The organism is Glutamicibacter arilaitensis (genome assembly GCF_044793945.1).
GTDB classification, from domain to species: Bacteria; Actinomycetota; Actinomycetes; order Actinomycetales; family Micrococcaceae; genus Glutamicibacter; species Glutamicibacter arilaitensis_B.
On record NZ_CP084994.1, the window covers coordinates 2,547,188 to 2,563,256 of the forward strand.

Annotated in this window: 21 protein-coding genes; 14 read left to right on the top strand and 7 right to left on the bottom strand. The window is 58.5% G+C overall.

Annotated features, from left to right (window positions below; all coding sequences use genetic code 11):
* Positions 1–93 precede the first annotated feature (93 nt).
* Positions 94–588 carry a DinB family protein gene (locus LG294_RS11985; protein WP_404286008.1) on the top strand — a complete coding sequence of 165 codons (495 nt, stop codon included), beginning with the start codon at positions 94–96 and terminating at the stop codon, positions 586–588.
* 121 nt (positions 589–709) lie between these two features.
* Here LG294_RS11985 and LG294_RS11990 read toward each other — a convergent pair whose 3' ends face one another.
* Positions 710–1,477 (bottom strand): isocitrate lyase/phosphoenolpyruvate mutase family protein, encoded by a 768-nt coding sequence (locus LG294_RS11990; protein WP_404286010.1) that lies wholly within the window; start codon positions 1,475–1,477, stop codon positions 710–712.
* Positions 1,478–1,651: 174 nt separating this feature from the next.
* On the opposite strand from LG294_RS11990, the gene LG294_RS11995 reads away from it, so the two are divergent.
* Together LG294_RS11995 and LG294_RS12000 are read left to right on the top strand one after the other, a co-directional pair.
* Positions 1,652–2,221: a CDP-alcohol phosphatidyltransferase family protein gene (locus LG294_RS11995; RefSeq protein ID WP_404291744.1), complete on the top strand. Its 570-nt coding sequence runs from the start codon at positions 1,652–1,654 to the stop codon at positions 2,219–2,221.
* 96 nt (positions 2,222–2,317) lie between these two features.
* Entirely contained in the window at positions 2,318–3,046 is a 729-nt protein-coding gene (locus LG294_RS12000; protein WP_404286012.1) for a hypothetical protein, read from the top strand.
* A 288-nt stretch (positions 3,047–3,334) separates the two neighbouring features.
* Here the strand turns inward: LG294_RS12000 and LG294_RS12005 are convergent, their stop codons facing one another.
* Positions 3,335–3,883, bottom strand: coding sequence for a GNAT family N-acetyltransferase (locus LG294_RS12005; protein WP_404286014.1), 549 nt, complete (start codon positions 3,881–3,883; stop codon positions 3,335–3,337).
* A 418-nt stretch (positions 3,884–4,301) separates the two neighbouring features.
* On the opposite strand from LG294_RS12005, the gene LG294_RS12010 reads away from it, so the two are divergent.
* The 4 genes from LG294_RS12010 (at position 4,302) to LG294_RS12025 (ending at position 7,242) form a co-directional block, all read left to right on the top strand.
* Positions 4,302–5,513, top strand: a complete 1,212-nt coding sequence (locus tag LG294_RS12010; RefSeq protein ID WP_404286016.1) for a Cmx/CmrA family chloramphenicol efflux MFS transporter — start codon at positions 4,302–4,304, stop codon at positions 5,511–5,513.
* 61 nt (positions 5,514–5,574) lie between these two features.
* Complete coding sequence (locus tag LG294_RS12015; RefSeq protein WP_404286018.1) at positions 5,575–6,180, top strand: TetR/AcrR family transcriptional regulator; 606 nt, start codon at positions 5,575–5,577, stop codon at positions 6,178–6,180.
* Positions 6,177–6,767 carry a GNAT family N-acetyltransferase gene (locus LG294_RS12020; RefSeq protein ID WP_404286020.1) on the top strand — a complete coding sequence of 197 codons (591 nt, stop codon included), beginning with the start codon at positions 6,177–6,179 and terminating at the stop codon, positions 6,765–6,767. The genes LG294_RS12015 and LG294_RS12020 overlap by 4 nt, the downstream gene beginning before the upstream one ends.
* 343 nt (positions 6,768–7,110) lie before the next feature.
* A complete protein-coding gene (locus LG294_RS12025) occupies positions 7,111–7,242 on the top strand; it encodes a hypothetical protein (RefSeq protein ID WP_404286022.1) in 132 nt (43 codons plus the stop codon).
* On the opposite strand, the gene LG294_RS12030 is transcribed toward LG294_RS12025, so the two are convergent.
* From LG294_RS12030 to LG294_RS12040, 3 genes are all read right to left on the bottom strand, one after another.
* On the bottom strand, positions 7,239–7,460 hold the full coding sequence (locus LG294_RS12030; RefSeq protein ID WP_404286023.1) for a hypothetical protein: 222 nt from the start codon (positions 7,458–7,460) through the stop codon (positions 7,239–7,241). The genes LG294_RS12025 and LG294_RS12030 overlap by 4 nt on opposite strands.
* A gap of 131 nt (positions 7,461–7,591) precedes the next feature.
* Positions 7,592–8,122, bottom strand: a complete 531-nt coding sequence (locus tag LG294_RS12035) for a 2'-5' RNA ligase family protein (protein WP_404286025.1) — start codon at positions 8,120–8,122, stop codon at positions 7,592–7,594.
* Positions 8,123–8,601: 479 nt separating this feature from the next.
* Positions 8,602–9,105: a GNAT family N-acetyltransferase gene (locus tag LG294_RS12040; protein ID WP_404286027.1), complete on the bottom strand. Its 504-nt coding sequence runs from the start codon at positions 9,103–9,105 to the stop codon at positions 8,602–8,604.
* Between the two features lie 130 nt (positions 9,106–9,235).
* Here LG294_RS12040 and LG294_RS12045 point away from each other — a divergent pair, with 130 nt between their 5' ends.
* The 6 genes from LG294_RS12045 (at position 9,236) to LG294_RS12070 (ending at position 13,562) form a co-directional block, all read left to right on the top strand.
* Complete coding sequence (locus tag LG294_RS12045) at positions 9,236–9,613, top strand: PadR family transcriptional regulator (protein WP_404286029.1); 378 nt, start codon at positions 9,236–9,238, stop codon at positions 9,611–9,613.
* Complete coding sequence (locus LG294_RS12050; protein WP_404286031.1) at positions 9,610–10,689, top strand: hypothetical protein; 1,080 nt, start codon at positions 9,610–9,612, stop codon at positions 10,687–10,689. Before LG294_RS12045 ends, LG294_RS12050 begins: the two co-directional genes overlap by 4 nt.
* A gap of 136 nt (positions 10,690–10,825) precedes the next feature.
* On the top strand, positions 10,826–11,533 hold the full coding sequence (locus LG294_RS12055; protein WP_404286033.1) for a histidine phosphatase family protein: 708 nt from the start codon (positions 10,826–10,828) through the stop codon (positions 11,531–11,533).
* Positions 11,534–11,542: 9 nt separating this feature from the next.
* Entirely contained in the window at positions 11,543–12,103 is a 561-nt protein-coding gene (locus LG294_RS12060; RefSeq protein ID WP_404286035.1) for a DUF3090 domain-containing protein, read from the top strand.
* Positions 12,103–12,870, top strand: a complete 768-nt coding sequence (locus tag LG294_RS12065; protein ID WP_404286037.1) for an SCO1664 family protein — start codon at positions 12,103–12,105, stop codon at positions 12,868–12,870. The genes LG294_RS12060 and LG294_RS12065 overlap by 1 nt, the downstream gene beginning before the upstream one ends.
* A 305-nt stretch (positions 12,871–13,175) precedes the next feature.
* Positions 13,176–13,562: a hypothetical protein gene (locus LG294_RS12070; RefSeq protein ID WP_404286039.1), complete on the top strand. Its 387-nt coding sequence runs from the start codon at positions 13,176–13,178 to the stop codon at positions 13,560–13,562.
* Between the two features lie 561 nt (positions 13,563–14,123).
* Here the strand turns inward: LG294_RS12070 and LG294_RS12075 are convergent.
* Positions 14,124–14,615: a peptide-methionine (S)-S-oxide reductase gene (locus tag LG294_RS12075; RefSeq protein ID WP_404286040.1), complete on the bottom strand. Its 492-nt coding sequence runs from the start codon at positions 14,613–14,615 to the stop codon at positions 14,124–14,126.
* 267 nt (positions 14,616–14,882) lie between these two features.
* Positions 14,883–15,050 (bottom strand): hypothetical protein, encoded by a 168-nt coding sequence (locus LG294_RS12080; RefSeq protein ID WP_404286042.1) that lies wholly within the window; start codon positions 15,048–15,050, stop codon positions 14,883–14,885.
* Positions 15,051–15,658: 608 nt separating this feature from the next.
* Between LG294_RS12080 and LG294_RS12085 the strand changes: the two genes are divergently transcribed.
* On the top strand, positions 15,659–16,000 hold the full coding sequence (locus LG294_RS12085) for a YciI family protein (RefSeq protein WP_404286044.1): 342 nt from the start codon (positions 15,659–15,661) through the stop codon (positions 15,998–16,000).
* The last annotated feature ends 69 nt before the right edge of the window (positions 16,001–16,069 follow it).

Below are 16,069 nucleotides of genomic sequence, written 5' to 3' on the forward strand. Positions count from 1 at the left end.
CCTATTCGCACGACGGGTGCGGGGCGTGTGCCCCGTGGCTGGTTCGTGGTGGCCCTGCTGACATAACGCGGTGAGCGGGGCACAATGTGAGATATGGACTCCAAAGAGATTCTCATCCGGCTCGCTTCGCTGCCGCTATCTGCCGCCCAAAACCTTCCAGCGCTGAGCGCAGAACAGCTCAATGCGCACCCTGCGGGTCACCCAAATTCAATTGCATGGCTGCTGTGGCATAGCGCCCGGGAAATCGATGTGCAGCTGGCCCAGCTCAACGGCCAGCACCAGCTCTGGGAAGAGTTCAGCGAGCGATTTGATCTCGGGGAAATCGGGATGGACCTCGGCTACGGGCATAGCGCCGAGCAAGCCCACCTCATCATTGTTGACGATCAGCAGCTGCTGCTGGATTACCTCGAGGCAACGCTCTCCGCGCTGAGCACGTACGCAGGAACCCTGAGCGAAGCTGAGCTCGATGACATCGTTGATCGTTCTTGGGAACCTCCGGTGACGCGCGGAGTCCGGTTGATCTCCATCCTCGACGATGCAATCCAACATGTCGGGCAGGCAGCCTACGCGGCCGGCACCCTGGCCTAGTCCTTGGAGCTGAGCCTCGAATTTTCGGAACTGATGACACAGAGGACGTGCATCCTCGATCGGGAAGCTATCCGTCCCGATCGAGGACTGCACGCCAACGCAAATTAGTTTCCGCGACCGGCTACTTGACCCATTTGGCGAGTTCCGTTGCGGAGAGCTCTGCCAACCACATTTGCCATAGCGGGCCGAAAGTCACGCGGCGCACCCCGAGCGAGCCGAGCTCCGCAAGGTTCCCTGCTGCGTGGGCTTTGACCGGATGGGCGGTGACGTTGACCGGGATCTGCACGGCATCGACAAAGCGCCGGACCTGTTCAGCATTGCTGAGCCCCACCGGGTATACGGACCGGGCGCCGGCTTGTTCCATGAGTTTCACCCGCGTGATCGCTTCTTCTACGGGATCCGCGAAAACATCGCTGCCGAACTTCAGGGCGTCGGTACGCCCGTTGATGACGAAGGAGACACCCGCTTCATCGGCGCTCTGCCGCGCGGCGGCAATATAGTCTGCATGCTCTTGGCTCTCGCGCACGCGCTTGCCTTCGGAGTGCACAACATCTTCGATGTTCGCACCGGCGGCGCCTACATCGAGGAGCCGTCCGATAAGTTCTGCTGGTTCGAGTCCGTAGCCGGATTCAACATCTACGCTGACGGGGATGCTGACCGAATCCATAATTACCTGGCAGTGGCGCAAGTACTCTTTGAAGTCCATCTTTTCGCCATCGGCACTTCCCGTGGCATCCGCTACGGGGTGGCTTCCGATGCTGAGACCTTCAAATCCTGCGCTGACCGCGACATTTGCGCTCCAGGTATCCCAAACGGTGGGAAGGACCAGAATACGGCCAGATTCGTGTAGATCGGTGAGCTGCTGAGCAAGCTGGGTGACATCAGACATGTGGGTTCTCCTTCGGAGTCGCTGAACAAGGCTCAGCGTACCAGTGACAGTATCTGCGCTCTAGGAGGGGAACCCACCAGAGGATTTTAAACCGTGCGGAGCTTGCCGAGCTCTTGTAATTTTCTCCACAGTAAGCAATCGTTCAACGTAGGAGAAAAGGAGAAAGCGGTGTCTATGCAATCGGCACGTAAACATGAGTGGGCTACGATCCCCAACGCCATTACGGTGCTCCGCTTCCTGCTGGTCCTGCCCATCTGCGGCTACCTGATAACAGACACTCGACCGGTAGTCACTGCCATCCTGCTGCTGGCATTCGGCCTGAGCGATTGGATCGACGGTTTCATCGCACGCAGGTTCAACCAGATTTCACGGCTGGGAGTCTTGCTCGATCCCATCGCCGATCGCCTCGGAATCGTAGCCATCGCGGTCGCATTCGTCCTCAACGGCTCGGTACCGTTGTGGATCGGCTTGGCCATCTTCATCACCGATCTGATCTTGCTGTGCACCTACTTCTTCTTGCGCCTGTCTTCCCCGCCGGATTCAACATGGCTTGGAAAGATCAGAACTGCGATCATGATGCTGGGCTTGGCCTGCGTTGCCCTTGGACGCATTGACCAGCTTTCGGCGCTCTTCACCCCGGGAATCTACATCCTGGCCGCCGGTGCCCTGCTTCACCTTTTTGTCGGTTTCGGCTACCTGCGCATCATGCGAAACGTCGCCAAAGGACAGCACAAGACGCTGTAATTACTCCCCTGGCTTCGCTTGGGTTTTACGTTTCCTTAAGCCCGTCTCTTAGAACAGCCAGCCTCGGAGTGCACCCCTCTAGGGCAGAATAGAAACATGGGTTTCCTTAATCGACGCACACCAAAGACAGTTGAGCGAAATTCAGAGAGCTCCGATGGCGCTTCGACTAAGCCGCCGAGCTGGACTTCGGTTCTGCGTACGATGTTCTACAAAGCGATCTTCGTCGCAGTATTGGGAACCGTCTTGGTACTGCTATCGGCGACCGGGATGCTGACCACAAACAGCACCAATGAAATCCAACGAGATGGCGCATGGTCCGGCAGTACCGTCGCCATCTGCGCAATGCTCTGGACCATCCTGAACATCGACTTCAAGCGCACGGATTCAGGCTTACCTGCCAAGTCCCTGCCCCAACTGTTATTGCTCTCCACGCTGGTTGCGATCATCCTCATGCTGGTCTTCATGATCAGTTGGCCAATTGCCGTTGACCAGAACATCTCTGGCACTAGCGTTGCCGCTTGGTATCTCTCAGACCCATTGGCTTTTGGGCTGTCGGCACTATTTACCGTCGCTGCGTTCTTCTGGTCGTCGTTCGCTTTCCTGGGGCTGACGGCCGGCAATATGGTGCGTAAACTTTGCGGCTTTGTGTACCTCTTTGCCATAGCCGGACTCTGCATCTGGCTCGGTTCCGGCATGTTCATGTCTCCGCCTTCGGAGGCGAATCTGTCCCTGTGGATCGTGCTCGCGGTTCTCGGCTTCGCGTTGCAACCGATCGTGGGATTCTTCACCGGACGCCAGATCCAGCGGCAGCTAGAGTCCGATTAGCGTTAGTAGCGATTTGGCAGGGCCGCTTCCCCAAGAAGTGACTGCTGCTGCACTGAACTACCAATGGCTATTCTCGTCGCGGGCGAACTCCCCACTGGGGTGAACGCCATCCGGCGCCGACAATGACTGCGGCTCGAGATCGGAAACCGGTGCCAGACCGGTTTGAGCGGGACGATTATATAAACCCAGCCGAGCAATGAAACGCATTGTGTCAATGACGCCAAACGTTACATCTGAGATCCAGTGCCTTAACTCGGCTACCAGCATCGACTATCTGCTTAGCGCAAGTCAGCCAGCCCAATCTCTTTTCAACAAGCCGTATACCCAAGAATCGGACACCACACCATTGACGATGCAGTCCTCGCGCAAGGTCCCCTCCAGGATGAAGCCCAGCTTTTCGAGCACACGAGCCGATGCAACATTGCGCGTATCAGCCTCGGACTGAACCCTGTTGAGGTCTAGCGCGCCGAACGCCCAACGCAGCAGGACATCCGCAGCTTCCGTCGCGTAACCGTTGCCCCAAGCCGCCTCGTTGAGGCAATACCCCAGAGATGCACTTCGAAAGTCAGGATTCCAGCTATTAAGCGTGCACCAGCCGATGAATGCCTGATCCGCGGCGCGTTCAATGGCCACTCGGGCTCCGCTGCCTTCCTCCGCCATTTTCCGACACTCCTCCATGAATCTCTTGATCGACGAACGATCTGTCCACGGCGGGGAATCCCAATAGCACAGCACCTCAGCGTTGCTTTGCAATGCGAAAAGGTCTTCCGCGTCGGCATCCGCGAAAGGACGTAGCCGGAGACGTTCGGTGTCCAATGTCGGGGTCGGCAGAATCATGAAATCATTCTGGCACAATCTCAAAGCGGTGGGCCGGGAGCCTATTGTCAAAGACCTAGACGCCGATGCAAAGGATCTACCCCGGGATCAACGCGAACCTGCCCCGCAACTCTGCGGCGAGATACGAGGGCCGCAACACTCACCGACGTGGTCTACGAATTCCAGTTGCTGAGTGATCAGCCAAGAACTCCGGATAGCCCGGCTGGAATTCCGAAAAGCAACGCAACTGCCCATGTATAGTTTCAGACATGTCGAGTCCTGAGTCAGACAAGTCAGGGACTGCCGGTCACACCGCCAGTCCCCTGAACCGCTAAGCACGACGTCCGTAGCCTGTGCGCACGCGCGTCTGACATATCCGGGCCACTGGCCGTGGTGACGAGAAGGAACCCCTTTTTGATCTCTCACCTCGGAGTCCTCGATGCCTTTTGCTCTCTACATTCTTGCCCTGGCGGTTTTCGTCATGGGTACCTCAGAATTCATGCTCGCGGGTCTGCTGCCCGCTATCGCAACCGAACTTGACGTCCCCCTCGGCACTGCCGGGTTGCTGACCTCTGCCTTCGCGATCGGCATGGTCCTCGGCGCGCCAATTATGGCGGCTTTCGCCCGCCGCTGGCCACCGCGGCTCACGCTGCTGATCTGTCTTTTACTCTTTGCCGGAAGCCACGTCATCGGAGCTATGACACCCCAATTCTCGATCTTGCTCATCACCCGCGTGCTCAGTGCCCTCGCCAACGCCGGATTCCTCGCCGTCGCGTTAAGCGCTGCCACCACGCTCGTGCCAGCGAATCAAAAGGGACGCGCGCTGTCGATCCTGCTCTCTGGAACGACGCTCGCAACCATCGCGGGCGTCCCAGCGGGGGCGCTGCTTGGCAGTGCTCTGGGCTGGCGCGCGACCTTCTGGGCAATCGTCCTCCTTTGCGTTCCAGCGCTCCTTGGCGTCCTGCGCGGTTTCACGCCCGTTACCGGGCGGTTGGTGCCCGGTTCGAGTGCTCCGAGGCTGCGCGTCGAACTCGGCGAGTTGGCCAAGCCGCGGCTTATCCTCGCCATGGCGCTCGGCGCCCTTGTCAATGGCGGCACTTTTACCGCGTTCACCTTTCTGGCACCGGTCGTGACCGAAAGCGCGGGCCTGGCCGACGGGTGGATATCCGTCGCCCTGGTGACGTTCGGCATTGGATCGTTCCTCGGCGTCACGGTCGCAGGACGGCTATCGGATCAGCATTCGGGTCTTGTGCTCGGCGTTGGCGGGCCGCTGCTGCTTGCAGGCTGGATTGCTTTGTCCTTGGTCGCGTCCCATCCACTTGCCCTCATGATCTTGGTTTTCATTCAGGGAGTCTTGTCGTTCGGCGTGGGCAGCACCTTGATAACGCGTGTGCTGTATGCAGCTTCGAGAGCGCCGACGATAGGTGGTTCGTACGCAACGGCGGCGCTGAACGTCGGGGCCGCTGCCGGTCCTGCAATTGGTGGGTACGGTCTTGCAACCAGCGTGGGTCTGCTCGCGCCTATCTGGGTCGCGTCCGTGCTGGCGGCTATCGCCCTGCTCATCATGCTTTTAGCGGGGCGCACTCATGCGGAGAGTCCCTCGACTGCTCCGAGCCGAAAACATCGACGGTCAGCCCTTCGAAACGGTTGAGCATTGCACCCTAGGTCTGAAATCCATAGAATGAACATCAGTTCATTCTATGGAGGTGTTCGTGCGTGTAGCAGAACAGAATCAGGCTTTGCGCGAGACTACGCGCCAGGCGATCGAGCGGGCCGCCATCCGCATTTTTGCACGGCATGGATTCGCCGCGTCGAGCATCCGGCACATCGCGGAAGAAGCTGGGCTCAGCATCGGATCCATCTACCGGCATTATGCGAGCAAGGAAGCCCTCTTCGACGACCTGCTCAAGCAAGCCGCGGCCGGCCTAGAAGCGGCCTCCGATACTCTTTCGGGCGACGGCGATCCGCTCGCCTTAGCGCGCCGCTTCACAGATGACTTTCTCTCCGACCTTGCGGATGATCAAGAGGCAGCCGAGTTCTATCTCGTGATCAACCAAGGATTCCTGAGCGACACCCCGGCAGGAACGGCGGCACGACTCGCGGCCGATCAGGGCTCGCTCTGGGCAGCCTTCGCCGAGCTCATCCGTCGGGGACAAACCTCCGGAGCATTCGCAGAAGGCGATCCGGAGCAGCTGACCGCCTATTATTTCGCAATGCTATCGGGTATAGCGAGCATGCGCCTGGTCATCCAGGACGCGTTGACCGACTCAGGCGCAGACGTTGTGCTTCGTCTACTTACCGGAAAGGGAAACCCATGATCGAGATCAAACGTGGCAACGAGCTTGGCGAGAACTTCCGCCGGGACATCACCGCGGTGCTAATCCACGGATTTGCCGACGACTTCGAGTACTTCTCGAAAGACCCGCAGGTTCTGGCGGACGCCTTCGAACACATGATCATCCTAGAGCGCTTCTATGTTGCACTGGTCGATGGGGAACCGGCGGCGGTTGCGACCCTGACGGAAGGAGATCAGGAGTGCTTCAAGCCCAGTGGACGTGAATTTCGGCGTGCGTTGGGAAACTGGCACGGAGCGATCAGCTACTTTATCGTTCGGAGCCAGTTCCTCGGGGCCTACGCCGGGGCACGGCCTGATCTGGCCGAGATCGGCTTCGTGACCACCGCGCCCCATCATCAAGGCCAGGGCGTCGCAACCGCTCTAATGAAGCATTTGCTGCGATTGCCATACCAGGAATTCGTGCTCCGCGATATCAAGAATACGAACACCGCCGCGTTGACGCTATACCGCAAGCTCGGATTCCGTGAATCGCACTCGCGCCCGGTGAAGTTTTCCAAGCGTGCCGGCTTCACGACCTATCTGTCGATGAGAATCCGGAGCCCTGAATAACGCGGAGAACAATGGACTTGATGGAACCACAGCTTTGCGACTTTTCAAGTTGCTACACCATTGCCACCGTGCTCCGTAGCAATTGAATGGCCCGTTGGATCCTGTGCTGAAGCCCCCGAGCTCGTCTCGAATTGAGCGTGCTCGCAATTTTTGTGGATACCGCTATTCCCGTACGGTGTAGCTGCTTGCAATAAGTCATCCGATCCCAACAGAAACATTCAATAGCCACGGGCGGGGCACCGCAGCCATCGGCGACCCGGCCCGGGATTTCGTCTTCCACCAGGCAAGCGTTTCTCCGCAGGCGTTCGATGCCACCGTTGCCCGGTACGTAGCTCAAGGAGGGGTGATTGGTCACCTTTTGGCGGAGCACTGCGCCGAACTTTTCAGTATCACCGCCGTTGACTATGGCCTCTTCGCATTTCAGACCGGAGCCGACGAACACCTCAAGGCCGCAGCGGCCCAGCTCAATTCCTAGGCCGACTGCCCAGAGAGTCGCACATATCCATCCGCGGCGGCTCGGTGCAGGAATCCCGCTGGCCAGAAACCTTGCAGCTGCGCTGCATACTGGACTTCGCCCATGGCTACCCCGCCGGCATAAGCGACATCCAGCGTTAGGGCCAACTGCGCGAACTTAGCCCGTTGCCCGATGGCAATCGACCGATCCATCCGTTGGCCAACCGCGGGATCTACCATGCGGGACGGTCCCAACAGCGTGGGCTAGGACCGCAGCACGCCAGGCCACCCCGTGGGAAAGGCCGGACTCGATTATCAGCGGGCCCGATTCGTTCGCTAGGTACTTGTGCAACCGAAGCGGACTAGCCCGCTCAGGTTCTTGTCTCGTGAGAGTTGCTCGCGTCGGCAAGTACGGTGAGCTCACCGCTGAGTGGTTTCCACAGTGCCGCCCGAATAGCGGTGAGCCGCTCCAAATGTCGTGGAGTCAGCTCATCCAACGCACGAATATAGTCCGGGACGACCTCTCGTGGCAGCCGCAGGCCCATCGTCAGATGCGGAGTCCACTTCGCTCCTCGACCATCCGGGTTCAGCGCGCTAATCTTGCGTGCAGCGGATTCCAGCTCTTCGGAGGTTTCAAGCAACCAAGCGACGGTTTGCTTTCGCTTCGTTCCAAAAACAACGGTGCCCACGCGTTCCAGCCGTGCCGGGATCAGCGCGGGAAGCAACCGCGCAGCGCTTTGCGCGACCTCATCGGCCATTGCAGGCGAAAAGGTGATGGTGATATGCGGTGTCTGCTGTTGCGCCGGAAACCCACGCTCGGAAAGACGCGCGAACACCTCGCGGATCTGTTGCTCCTCGGCATCCGCCAAGCGCAGCAAGATGTTTTCTGGCGAGTTTCTCATCAGCGACTCCTTATCCTGCGCTTCATGACTTGATGGCGTCAGTTTACCGAGTGGGCATCCACACCATATCGCTCATCGAGCAGGTCGATGAACAAGTCAGGCTCCGCTGGCGGGCCGCACGTCGAACGAGGCAAACGCATTTCCCATTAAGGCCAGGGAGATCGCGCCCACTGAAATGCTCCAGCGGATTGCAACCGCCGTACCGCTCACCCCAATTACCTAGCATGAGCGGGTTGACCGCGCTACGCGCCAAGTCTGCGGCCTGGTGCAGGTCCCGAATGATGAATTAGTAAAAAGTGCTTTTCGCTCAAAGGAAGTTCGGTACGGGTCACGACCGCGGGCAGCTGCGAGCTGAGCTCCCAGTCGAGGTCCACGCCTTGCGGGCCGGAATACTGTCATCGTGCTTGCCGAGTCGGTCCTTAAATTTCCGGGAACCCCGGATTGCAGTGCAGTGCGGATCTGACTCGAGAATATTCGGTTCAGCCGCGACGCCTAGTCGCAAGGTTCGGGCACAGCGGCTTCACCATAATCAGACAAGGCGTATCTTCGCCCCACATCCTGGTCTCTTCCAATGCAAGGAAACCGCACTTTTCATAAAAGTGGCGCGTGCGTCGATATCCTTCGTCCGGATGCGATGCTCCGAGCGTCTTCACTTCCAGCATCTTGACCCCGCTGTCGATCGCCTCGGCTTCGAGCGCCTCAACCATCGCACTACCCACGCCGGATCCGTGGAATTCACGATCGACAACTGTCAGATGGATTTCCGCGACGTGCGGGAAGTGCCGGTCAACCAGCGTGAGTCCGATGACTTTCCCCGCGTTGTCCCGAACCGTCCAGGTTTCTTTGGTGCGCGCGGCATCGATGTACTCCTCGTTGGATTCAGGCTGCCCAAACCATTCGGGAACGGTTGACAACAATCGTGCGGTGTCTTCCGGGAGCTGAGCATCGCGTCCCGCCGTCCAAGGAGCACTAGTCTTCGTCACGACCACATCGACCTTTCGCAAAGCGCGCTAACCGTTCTATCTGAGCGTAGTCCAGCACATGGATTGGCAGATCAACAGCCGCCGCAAACTTCGTGGTTCAAATATCTAGATACAAGTTATACTTAGATACATGAACGACGATGAGGTGAAGCCGGGATGGCCAGCAACGTGGACCCGCGCCGCCCTGGGAACGGCTGTTCTCGCCAGTCTTGAGTACGGGCCATTGCACGGGTATGGAATCGCGCAAGCAGTTGACGAGCTTGGCTTCGGGCGCCCGAAAGGCGGATCCCTCTACCCGCTGCTCACCGGCTTGGAAAACGATGGCGCCGTGATCGCGCAATGGGAACAAGGGCAGAGTGGACCCGGAAAACGCAACTATGCACTGACTCCGCACGGGTATACAAGGCTCCAAGAAGAACGCCGAGCCTGGCATGCTCTAGCCGAATCGCTAGGCGCGCCAATACCAAATACTGATAACGACTCGGACCCCAAAGGAAAGAAGCCATGACTCAGCATTCACCTCAATCACTCACCGAGCTTGATCTCACCGGGCTCATTGAAGAATTCCGTGGGGCCCGCGGAGCGGAAAGCGACGTCAAATGGCTGCGAGCCGTTGCAGGCCGGCTCATGATCGACGGCGTCAAGCTCTCCACCGCGAAAGAAGCATTCAGCGAGCTTCTGCCGGTACTCAGAGATGCGCAGGAACCGGCGGAAGACCTGTTTGGGGATCCAAAGGTCTGGGCCAAGGAACAGCAGGAGCGCTGGCAGCAGTCCGGAACCCCCGCCTACGGCCGGCACGAAATGCTCTCGACCGCGCAGTTCGCCCAAGCCGTCTGCTTCAGTGCGGCTTTGCTCGCCGTAGCAGTAACCATTGTTGCGCTGATCGACGATGGGTTGACTACGCGCTTGAGCTGGATGATGTTCGCCCTTCCCTTCTTCTTGGCCGCAGCAACCATAGGCCTAGTGCAGGTTTGGAATCTGGCGGTGCGCAAATTTACGCGCCTGATGGCGATGGTCTGGACCGCCGTGACTTTAATCGTTGGCACTCTCGCCCTCAGCGGTCTCACCGTACTTATGCAAGGTTCGGCTGGGACAGGAAGCACTTTTTGGTATCTGGCACCGGCACCGCTGTACGTGCTCTTTCACTACGCAATCGGCGTCGTCCTGAAACGCAAGCCAAAGACCGTTATGCACCTCGCACCAGTAGCAGTAGCAACTCAAGACGAATGGGTGGGTGAGCTTCAGGCGAATCTCCGGCTTCGTGGTGATCTCAGTGACCGGCGGATTCGCGTGATCGTGAACGAAACCCGCGCCTACGCTGCCGAGGCCGAGGCCTCTCTGCACGAGGAATTCGGTACTCCTGCCAGTTACGCGGCCAGCTTCACACCGAATGCGTCCTATCGCGCACGCCGTGCGGCGTGGGCTTGGACAGCCGGCAGCACGCTCATCGCGGCACTCATCCTAGTTTCGATCCTCAACGCGCAATCATTCTTGACCTGGCAGACAGCGATTTTCGCAGCATTGCTGATCGGCACTGCCTGCTATGCAGTTCAGAGCTGGCGGGCATCTTTCAAGAATCATTAGCCTCGAGCAATGAAGCGGAGTTCGCATTCGACATAGAAGCTCAGCTTTCGCCAATCCTTGCAGTTACATGATTTCGTCCCGGGCAACAACGGAACGGTCGCTGTGTTTGCCAACGGCAAATGGATAGGCTGGGTGGATGGCAACAGTTCTTCTCGTGCGGCACGGCCGCACCACCGCCAACGCCACGGGCCTGTTGGCCGGCCGGGCGTCCGGCGTCAATCTGGATCAGACCGGGATGGATCAGGCGGCACTGGCCGGGGAGCGGCTCGCCCGAGTGCCCTTAGCCGGGTTGGTCTCAAGCCCTCTTGAGCGTTGTCAGCAAACCGCACGGTACATTCTGGACCGCCAGGCTGGCGCTCCCTACGCGCCCACCGAGCTTGATCTCATCGAATGCGACTACGGCCAGTGGCAAGGCCGCACGCTCAGCGAGCTGGCAACCGAAGACCTCTGGCCCGTGGTGCAGTCGCAACCCTCAGCAGTCACCTTTCCCGGCGGTGAATCCATGGCACAGATGCAGGCGCGATCAGTCGCGGCGATCCGGCGCCACGATGCGGCTTTTGAAGCTGAGCACGGGCCTGAGGCCGTGTGGGCGGCGGTCAGCCACGGGGATATCATCAAGTCAGTTCTCGCTGACGCGCTCGGCATGCACCTCGACCTGTTCCAGCGCATCAACGTGGGCCCCGCCTCCATATCGATCGTGCGCTACGGCGCTGGTCGGCCAAGCGTCTACGCGATGAACACCGATGCGGGTGATCTGTCGTGGCTGGCCAAGGGCATCCATTCGGCCGATGCCCCGGTGGGCGGCGGCGCAGGGCAACAGACACCACGGACTTCAGGAGCCTAGAATATTCATATGCCTACACGTATTCACGAATTTTCCTGGCCCGATCGGGTCGTCGTTGGCGTCACCGGCCTTCCAGGGTCGCGTACGTTCTACCTTCAGGTGCGCGCGGGCAAGCAGCTTGTGAGCATCGTACTGGAAAAGCAGCAGTCGGCTCAGCTCGCGGAGAATATCGATGACATTCTCGACCAGCTCCTCACCGTAGACGGCAACCCCTTCAGCATACCCACCGGCACTCCCCCTGAACTTGTCGACAATGACCCGATTGAAGAGGACCAAGAGCAGTTCCGCGCTGGCGCAATGAGCCTGGGCTGGGACCCATCCACGTCCCAGATCGTGATCGAGGCCCATCCCCTCCCCGATGAAGATCCCGATGCGCAGATCGGCGAGGAGTCGCTTCACCCCGACGAGGCTGAGGAGACCGAAATGCTGCGCGTCCGGATGCCGGTGGGCACAGCCCGCGCATTCGCCAAGCGCACCCGCGAGATCGTCGATGCCGGGCGTCCGATGTGCCTGCTGTGCGGCTATCCGGTGGATGCCGATGGACACACCTGCACCCTTCCCGAGAACTAATGCCAATTCCAGACCTTAAGACCACCGAGCTGACGCTCACCGGCCGGATCACCACCGCGTCAAACGCGACTTTTCTTGGCAACATCGGCGAGACGGTGGTCGTTTATAAGCCGATCGCCGGCGAAAGCCCGCTGTGGGATTTCCCCGACGGAGCACTGGCTCACCGAGAGGTCGCCTCCTATCTGGTCTCCGAAGCCTTGGGGTGGAATATCGTGCCCCACACCTGGCTGCGTGATGGTCAGTTCGGAGAAGGAATGGTGCAACTTTGGCAGGAGCAAGATCGCGATGAAAACGCTATTGATCTGGTTCCTGCCGGTAGTGGTCCCCAGTCTGGTTGGAAGCAGGTTTTTCAAGGACGCGGCGAGAATGGAGAACTGCTCGCCCTCGTTCATGAGGACTCCCCCGCGTTGCGACGCATGGCGGTATTCGATGTCATCATTAACAACGCCGACCGCAAAGGCAACCACATCCTGGCGATGACCGGTGGCCACCGGTACGGAGTGGACCATGGACTCACCTTTCACCGCGAGCACAAGTTGCGCACGGTGTTGTGGGGCTGGATAGGCGAAGCACTTACCGACGAGGAGCACGAGGGCGTCACTCGCATTAGCGAAGGACTACACGGTGAGCTAGGGCAAAAGCTGGGGGAACTACTCACCGCCAACGAACTCACATCACTTGCGCAGCGCTGCGAAAAGTTGCTTTCCGCAGGTCAGTTCCCGCGTCCGAGCGGCGAGATGCCAGCAGTGCCTTGGCCGTTGTTCTAAACGAACTAGGCTAAGCGAACAACTGTTCCGACTTCGCAAGTTCACGCTTCGTATCGTTGTTGTGGCACCCGCGGCCGATGCCCTCGGAGACCCCCGGACTCAGGGCGTAGGGCAGTTACATTATGACCAAGTAGATGTCAGCGGCTAGCAGTTCAACATCAGTCGTTCGAAGCCAAACAACTGATGTTAAAAATTCTCCGCCACGATCGCTGAGTTACCAACTGGTGAGCCTGTCGCGGCAATTTTTGCAGGTCTAGGTGTCGGCGTATTTGCCGTGCAATTGCACCATGACATAGCCTGCCCATATGCGCCCCCGTACTAGCCGCAGCAACGGCGAAGAACTCAGCCAAGCCGAACGCGGCATCCTCGCATTGCTCTGCAGTGGCACCGACGCTGAATCAGCAAAAGCACGTCAACAGTTGCAGTTTGCCCGCTGGGACGGGTTCCAATTCGATGAGTGCGAATGCTTCCTTATCGCAGTCACCAATAGGACCAATTGCAGCCGTATCAGCCACGTCGGCGGACCGTTCTCCTCTGCAACCGTGATGCAAAACGAAATAGCTTTGGGACACTTAGATCTTTGGATTGTCGACGGTTACCTTCAGTCCCTGGACTACATGCCATTCGAAAATCACCCCGGCTACATGCCGTTGACTACTGAGTACACCTTCAATTTCATCGGCAGACAGTAACAACTAATTCCCGCTGCTTAATGCCATCGGTCCGCGCTCTGTCGTCAGTTTCGCCCACCCCTGTAGAGCTATAAAAAATCACCGCTTCACTCGCTGCTTGTTTCTTGAGAACTAACGGTGCACTCGTCCCTCTGATCGCGCAACGCAGTCACCACAGCCGTTCCGAAAGCGATCAACAATGCAATCCAAAGATTCCCTAAAGCTTCTAGCGGCGTTCTGCCCGATATCAAGCAATAGACCCCAACCAGCAAGGCCATGCCAAAAACGGAGATAGCGAGATATAGCGCCACGCGTTGTATGGCAACCCGTGAAATTTTTCTCACCAAGAATTCCTCCCAAATATAGAACCGTTGAGTACCTCAACAACGGTAGGGGTGTTCCTTAGCGGAGCAAGGACTACGACTTTCTTCTGTCGGAACGTCCTTTGCGATTCAGCTGATGAAGCGGAAGCAGACCGAAGGCATTGAGCTAAGAATATCTAGACTTTGAATATGAGCTCCATCTGGTTACAGCACAGACCACCATGAGGATGGTCGCTGCCCTCCACCGCGTAGATCGACCTCACCTTTGGTACTTAGTCAATAATTCCGTGTCCAGATGGCAGGAATCCTCAGGGAAACGCGCGAGCCGATCCTGATGCTCTTCGGCGCTTCGCACATGATTGGCAAGTGGCAGCACCTCGACGGCGATGCGCTCAGCATCATCCCTTGCCGCGATGAAGGCCCGAGCCTTTTCGAGGTGGACCGGCGTAGTGGAATACACGCCAGTGCGATACTTCTGGCCGAGGTCCGGTCCCTGTTTGTTCACACTGTAGGGGTCGATGATCTCGAAGAGGTAGGCCATCAGCTGCTCGACACTCACAACCATTGGATCGAATCTTGTTCGTACGCATTCGGCATACCCGTCGTAGTCGCTGTCGATGCGCTGGCTGGTGCCGTTGGCCCTTCCAGCCTCGGTGAACGTCACGCCGGTCAGCGTCGTGATAAATGCCTGCACACCCCAGAGGCAGCCGCCCGCGAGATAAAGCTCCTCAACCTCATGCTCCACATCCATATACCGATCCTACTGCCGCCAGCGCACTGGTCCGGCAGAAGTTGAAACGCAACTCGATGAGACCTCGGATCGGAACTCAGCCATGGTTCGGCTCCCTTGACCAGCGCTCCTCCACGCACAAGTCGGCGCGCCCGCTACCGCCGTGTACTCCACGCGTGCAGATGCGGTACACCACCTTAGAAATGCAAAACAGAAACCTCTGCGACCGTAGCTCTGGTCACACGGGCTCTTGAATGATTCGGTTCTGTTCTTGACGACCATCACCGGCTATTTCGAAGTGCTGGCCTTCGTGTCGATTCGATAATTGCTGATCGCAAGCACAAGTGCCCCTATCAGCAGTGCTCCTCCAACAGCCCAGCCGACCACGGTGTAGTCGACGAGTTGAGGGACGCGAGGCAGGTTGATCGCGGCCACTGCCAGGAAGAGAAACATCACGACGGCCCTCTTCCTTGCGGTGGACGACTTGTTCCGATTCGTTGTCATTTAATCGACCCTTTCTCGTAACTAGCTGATACCACTCAAACACCGTCCGACGGATCTGCCGGCAACAGCAGTGAAGCCAGCCACGCAGATGATGCAATCTGTTCTCACGGTAACAGTGCAGAAGGCTGCACTGGTGGAGATCATGATCATGGCAGCCATAGGCGTGATTCCAAGTGCGTTGAGAAACTTGATCACGCCGCCATCCGCGGCGGGCTGCGCTACAGACCGGCGTTGGTCGTCGAGATATCGTTCATCGCTTTGGCAGCCTGTGACACGGTCTCAGGAGTCGCTTCGACGGTCCATTGCTTGACGAGGCCCCCGTCGACCCATTGGTTCACGTCAGCTGTGGTGTCGCTGGTGTAGGTGGCCTGCACTTGCGCGAAGTTCTGGACGCTCCCCCTCGGAAGGACAATCAGATGCTCAACAACCCCGCCCTCGTACCGGGAGACGACATGAAACCCATGTGGAGCTCAATCATTACGCGAGCCCAGATACCGACCCTCATAGCGCGCAAGCAGTATATTGTTTGGATCACACGATGCACTCGGCAAGGAGCTGCCATGACTCAATACATGATTTACTTCAACCAGCAGTGGGTCGGAAACCACAGCGAGAAATGGTTTGCTTCGCGTGGACCCTTGGCCAACGATGTGGTGAACGAGATCAAAGACGCAGGTGCGTACGTGTTCGCCGCCGGCGTGGATGAAGACATCAACGCCGCGTTCAGTGCCGACGCGACGAGCGGAACATTGTTGATCACCGACGGCCCAGTTGCCCCCACCGAGGCGTACATCGGCGGTTTAACAATCATCGATGTCGCCGACGATGCTGTTGCAAAAATGTGGGCCGGGAAGATCGCCGCGGCTTGCGGCTGGCCCCAGGAGGTTCGGCGGGTCTATTAACCGGGCTTCCCCTCATTTATCAGCATTCTCCGCGAAGAACTGAGCTTAACGTGACGGATTGCGTCGCAC

Coding starts and splice junctions, on each gene's coding strand:
- LG294_RS11985 (WP_404286008.1), top strand. CDS start 94: ATGGACTCCAAAGAGATTCTCATCCGGCTCGCTTCGCTGCCGCTATCT.
- LG294_RS11990 (WP_404286010.1), bottom strand. CDS start 1,477: ATGTCTGATGTCACCCAGCTTGCTCAGCAGCTCACCGATCTACACGAA.
- LG294_RS11995 (WP_404291744.1), top strand. CDS start 1,652: ATGCAATCGGCACGTAAACATGAGTGGGCTACGATCCCCAACGCCATT.
- LG294_RS12000 (WP_404286012.1), top strand. CDS start 2,318: ATGGGTTTCCTTAATCGACGCACACCAAAGACAGTTGAGCGAAATTCA.
- LG294_RS12005 (WP_404286014.1), bottom strand. CDS start 3,883: ATGATTCTGCCGACCCCGACATTGGACACCGAACGTCTCCGGCTACGT.
- LG294_RS12010 (WP_404286016.1), top strand. CDS start 4,302: ATGCCTTTTGCTCTCTACATTCTTGCCCTGGCGGTTTTCGTCATGGGT.
- LG294_RS12020 (WP_404286020.1), top strand. CDS start 6,177: ATGATCGAGATCAAACGTGGCAACGAGCTTGGCGAGAACTTCCGCCGG.
- LG294_RS12030 (WP_404286023.1), bottom strand. CDS start 7,460: ATGGTAGATCCCGCGGTTGGCCAACGGATGGATCGGTCGATTGCCATC.
- LG294_RS12035 (WP_404286025.1), bottom strand. CDS start 8,122: ATGAGAAACTCGCCAGAAAACATCTTGCTGCGCTTGGCGGATGCCGAG.
- LG294_RS12045 (WP_404286029.1), top strand. CDS start 9,236: ATGAACGACGATGAGGTGAAGCCGGGATGGCCAGCAACGTGGACCCGC.
- LG294_RS12050 (WP_404286031.1), top strand. CDS start 9,610: ATGACTCAGCATTCACCTCAATCACTCACCGAGCTTGATCTCACCGGG.
- LG294_RS12055 (WP_404286033.1), top strand. CDS start 10,826: ATGGCAACAGTTCTTCTCGTGCGGCACGGCCGCACCACCGCCAACGCC.
- LG294_RS12060 (WP_404286035.1), top strand. CDS start 11,543: ATGCCTACACGTATTCACGAATTTTCCTGGCCCGATCGGGTCGTCGTT.
- LG294_RS12065 (WP_404286037.1), top strand. CDS start 12,103: ATGCCAATTCCAGACCTTAAGACCACCGAGCTGACGCTCACCGGCCGG.
- LG294_RS12070 (WP_404286039.1), top strand. CDS start 13,176: ATGCGCCCCCGTACTAGCCGCAGCAACGGCGAAGAACTCAGCCAAGCC.
- LG294_RS12075 (WP_404286040.1), bottom strand. CDS start 14,615: ATGGATGTGGAGCATGAGGTTGAGGAGCTTTATCTCGCGGGCGGCTGC.
- LG294_RS12085 (WP_404286044.1), top strand. CDS start 15,659: ATGACTCAATACATGATTTACTTCAACCAGCAGTGGGTCGGAAACCAC.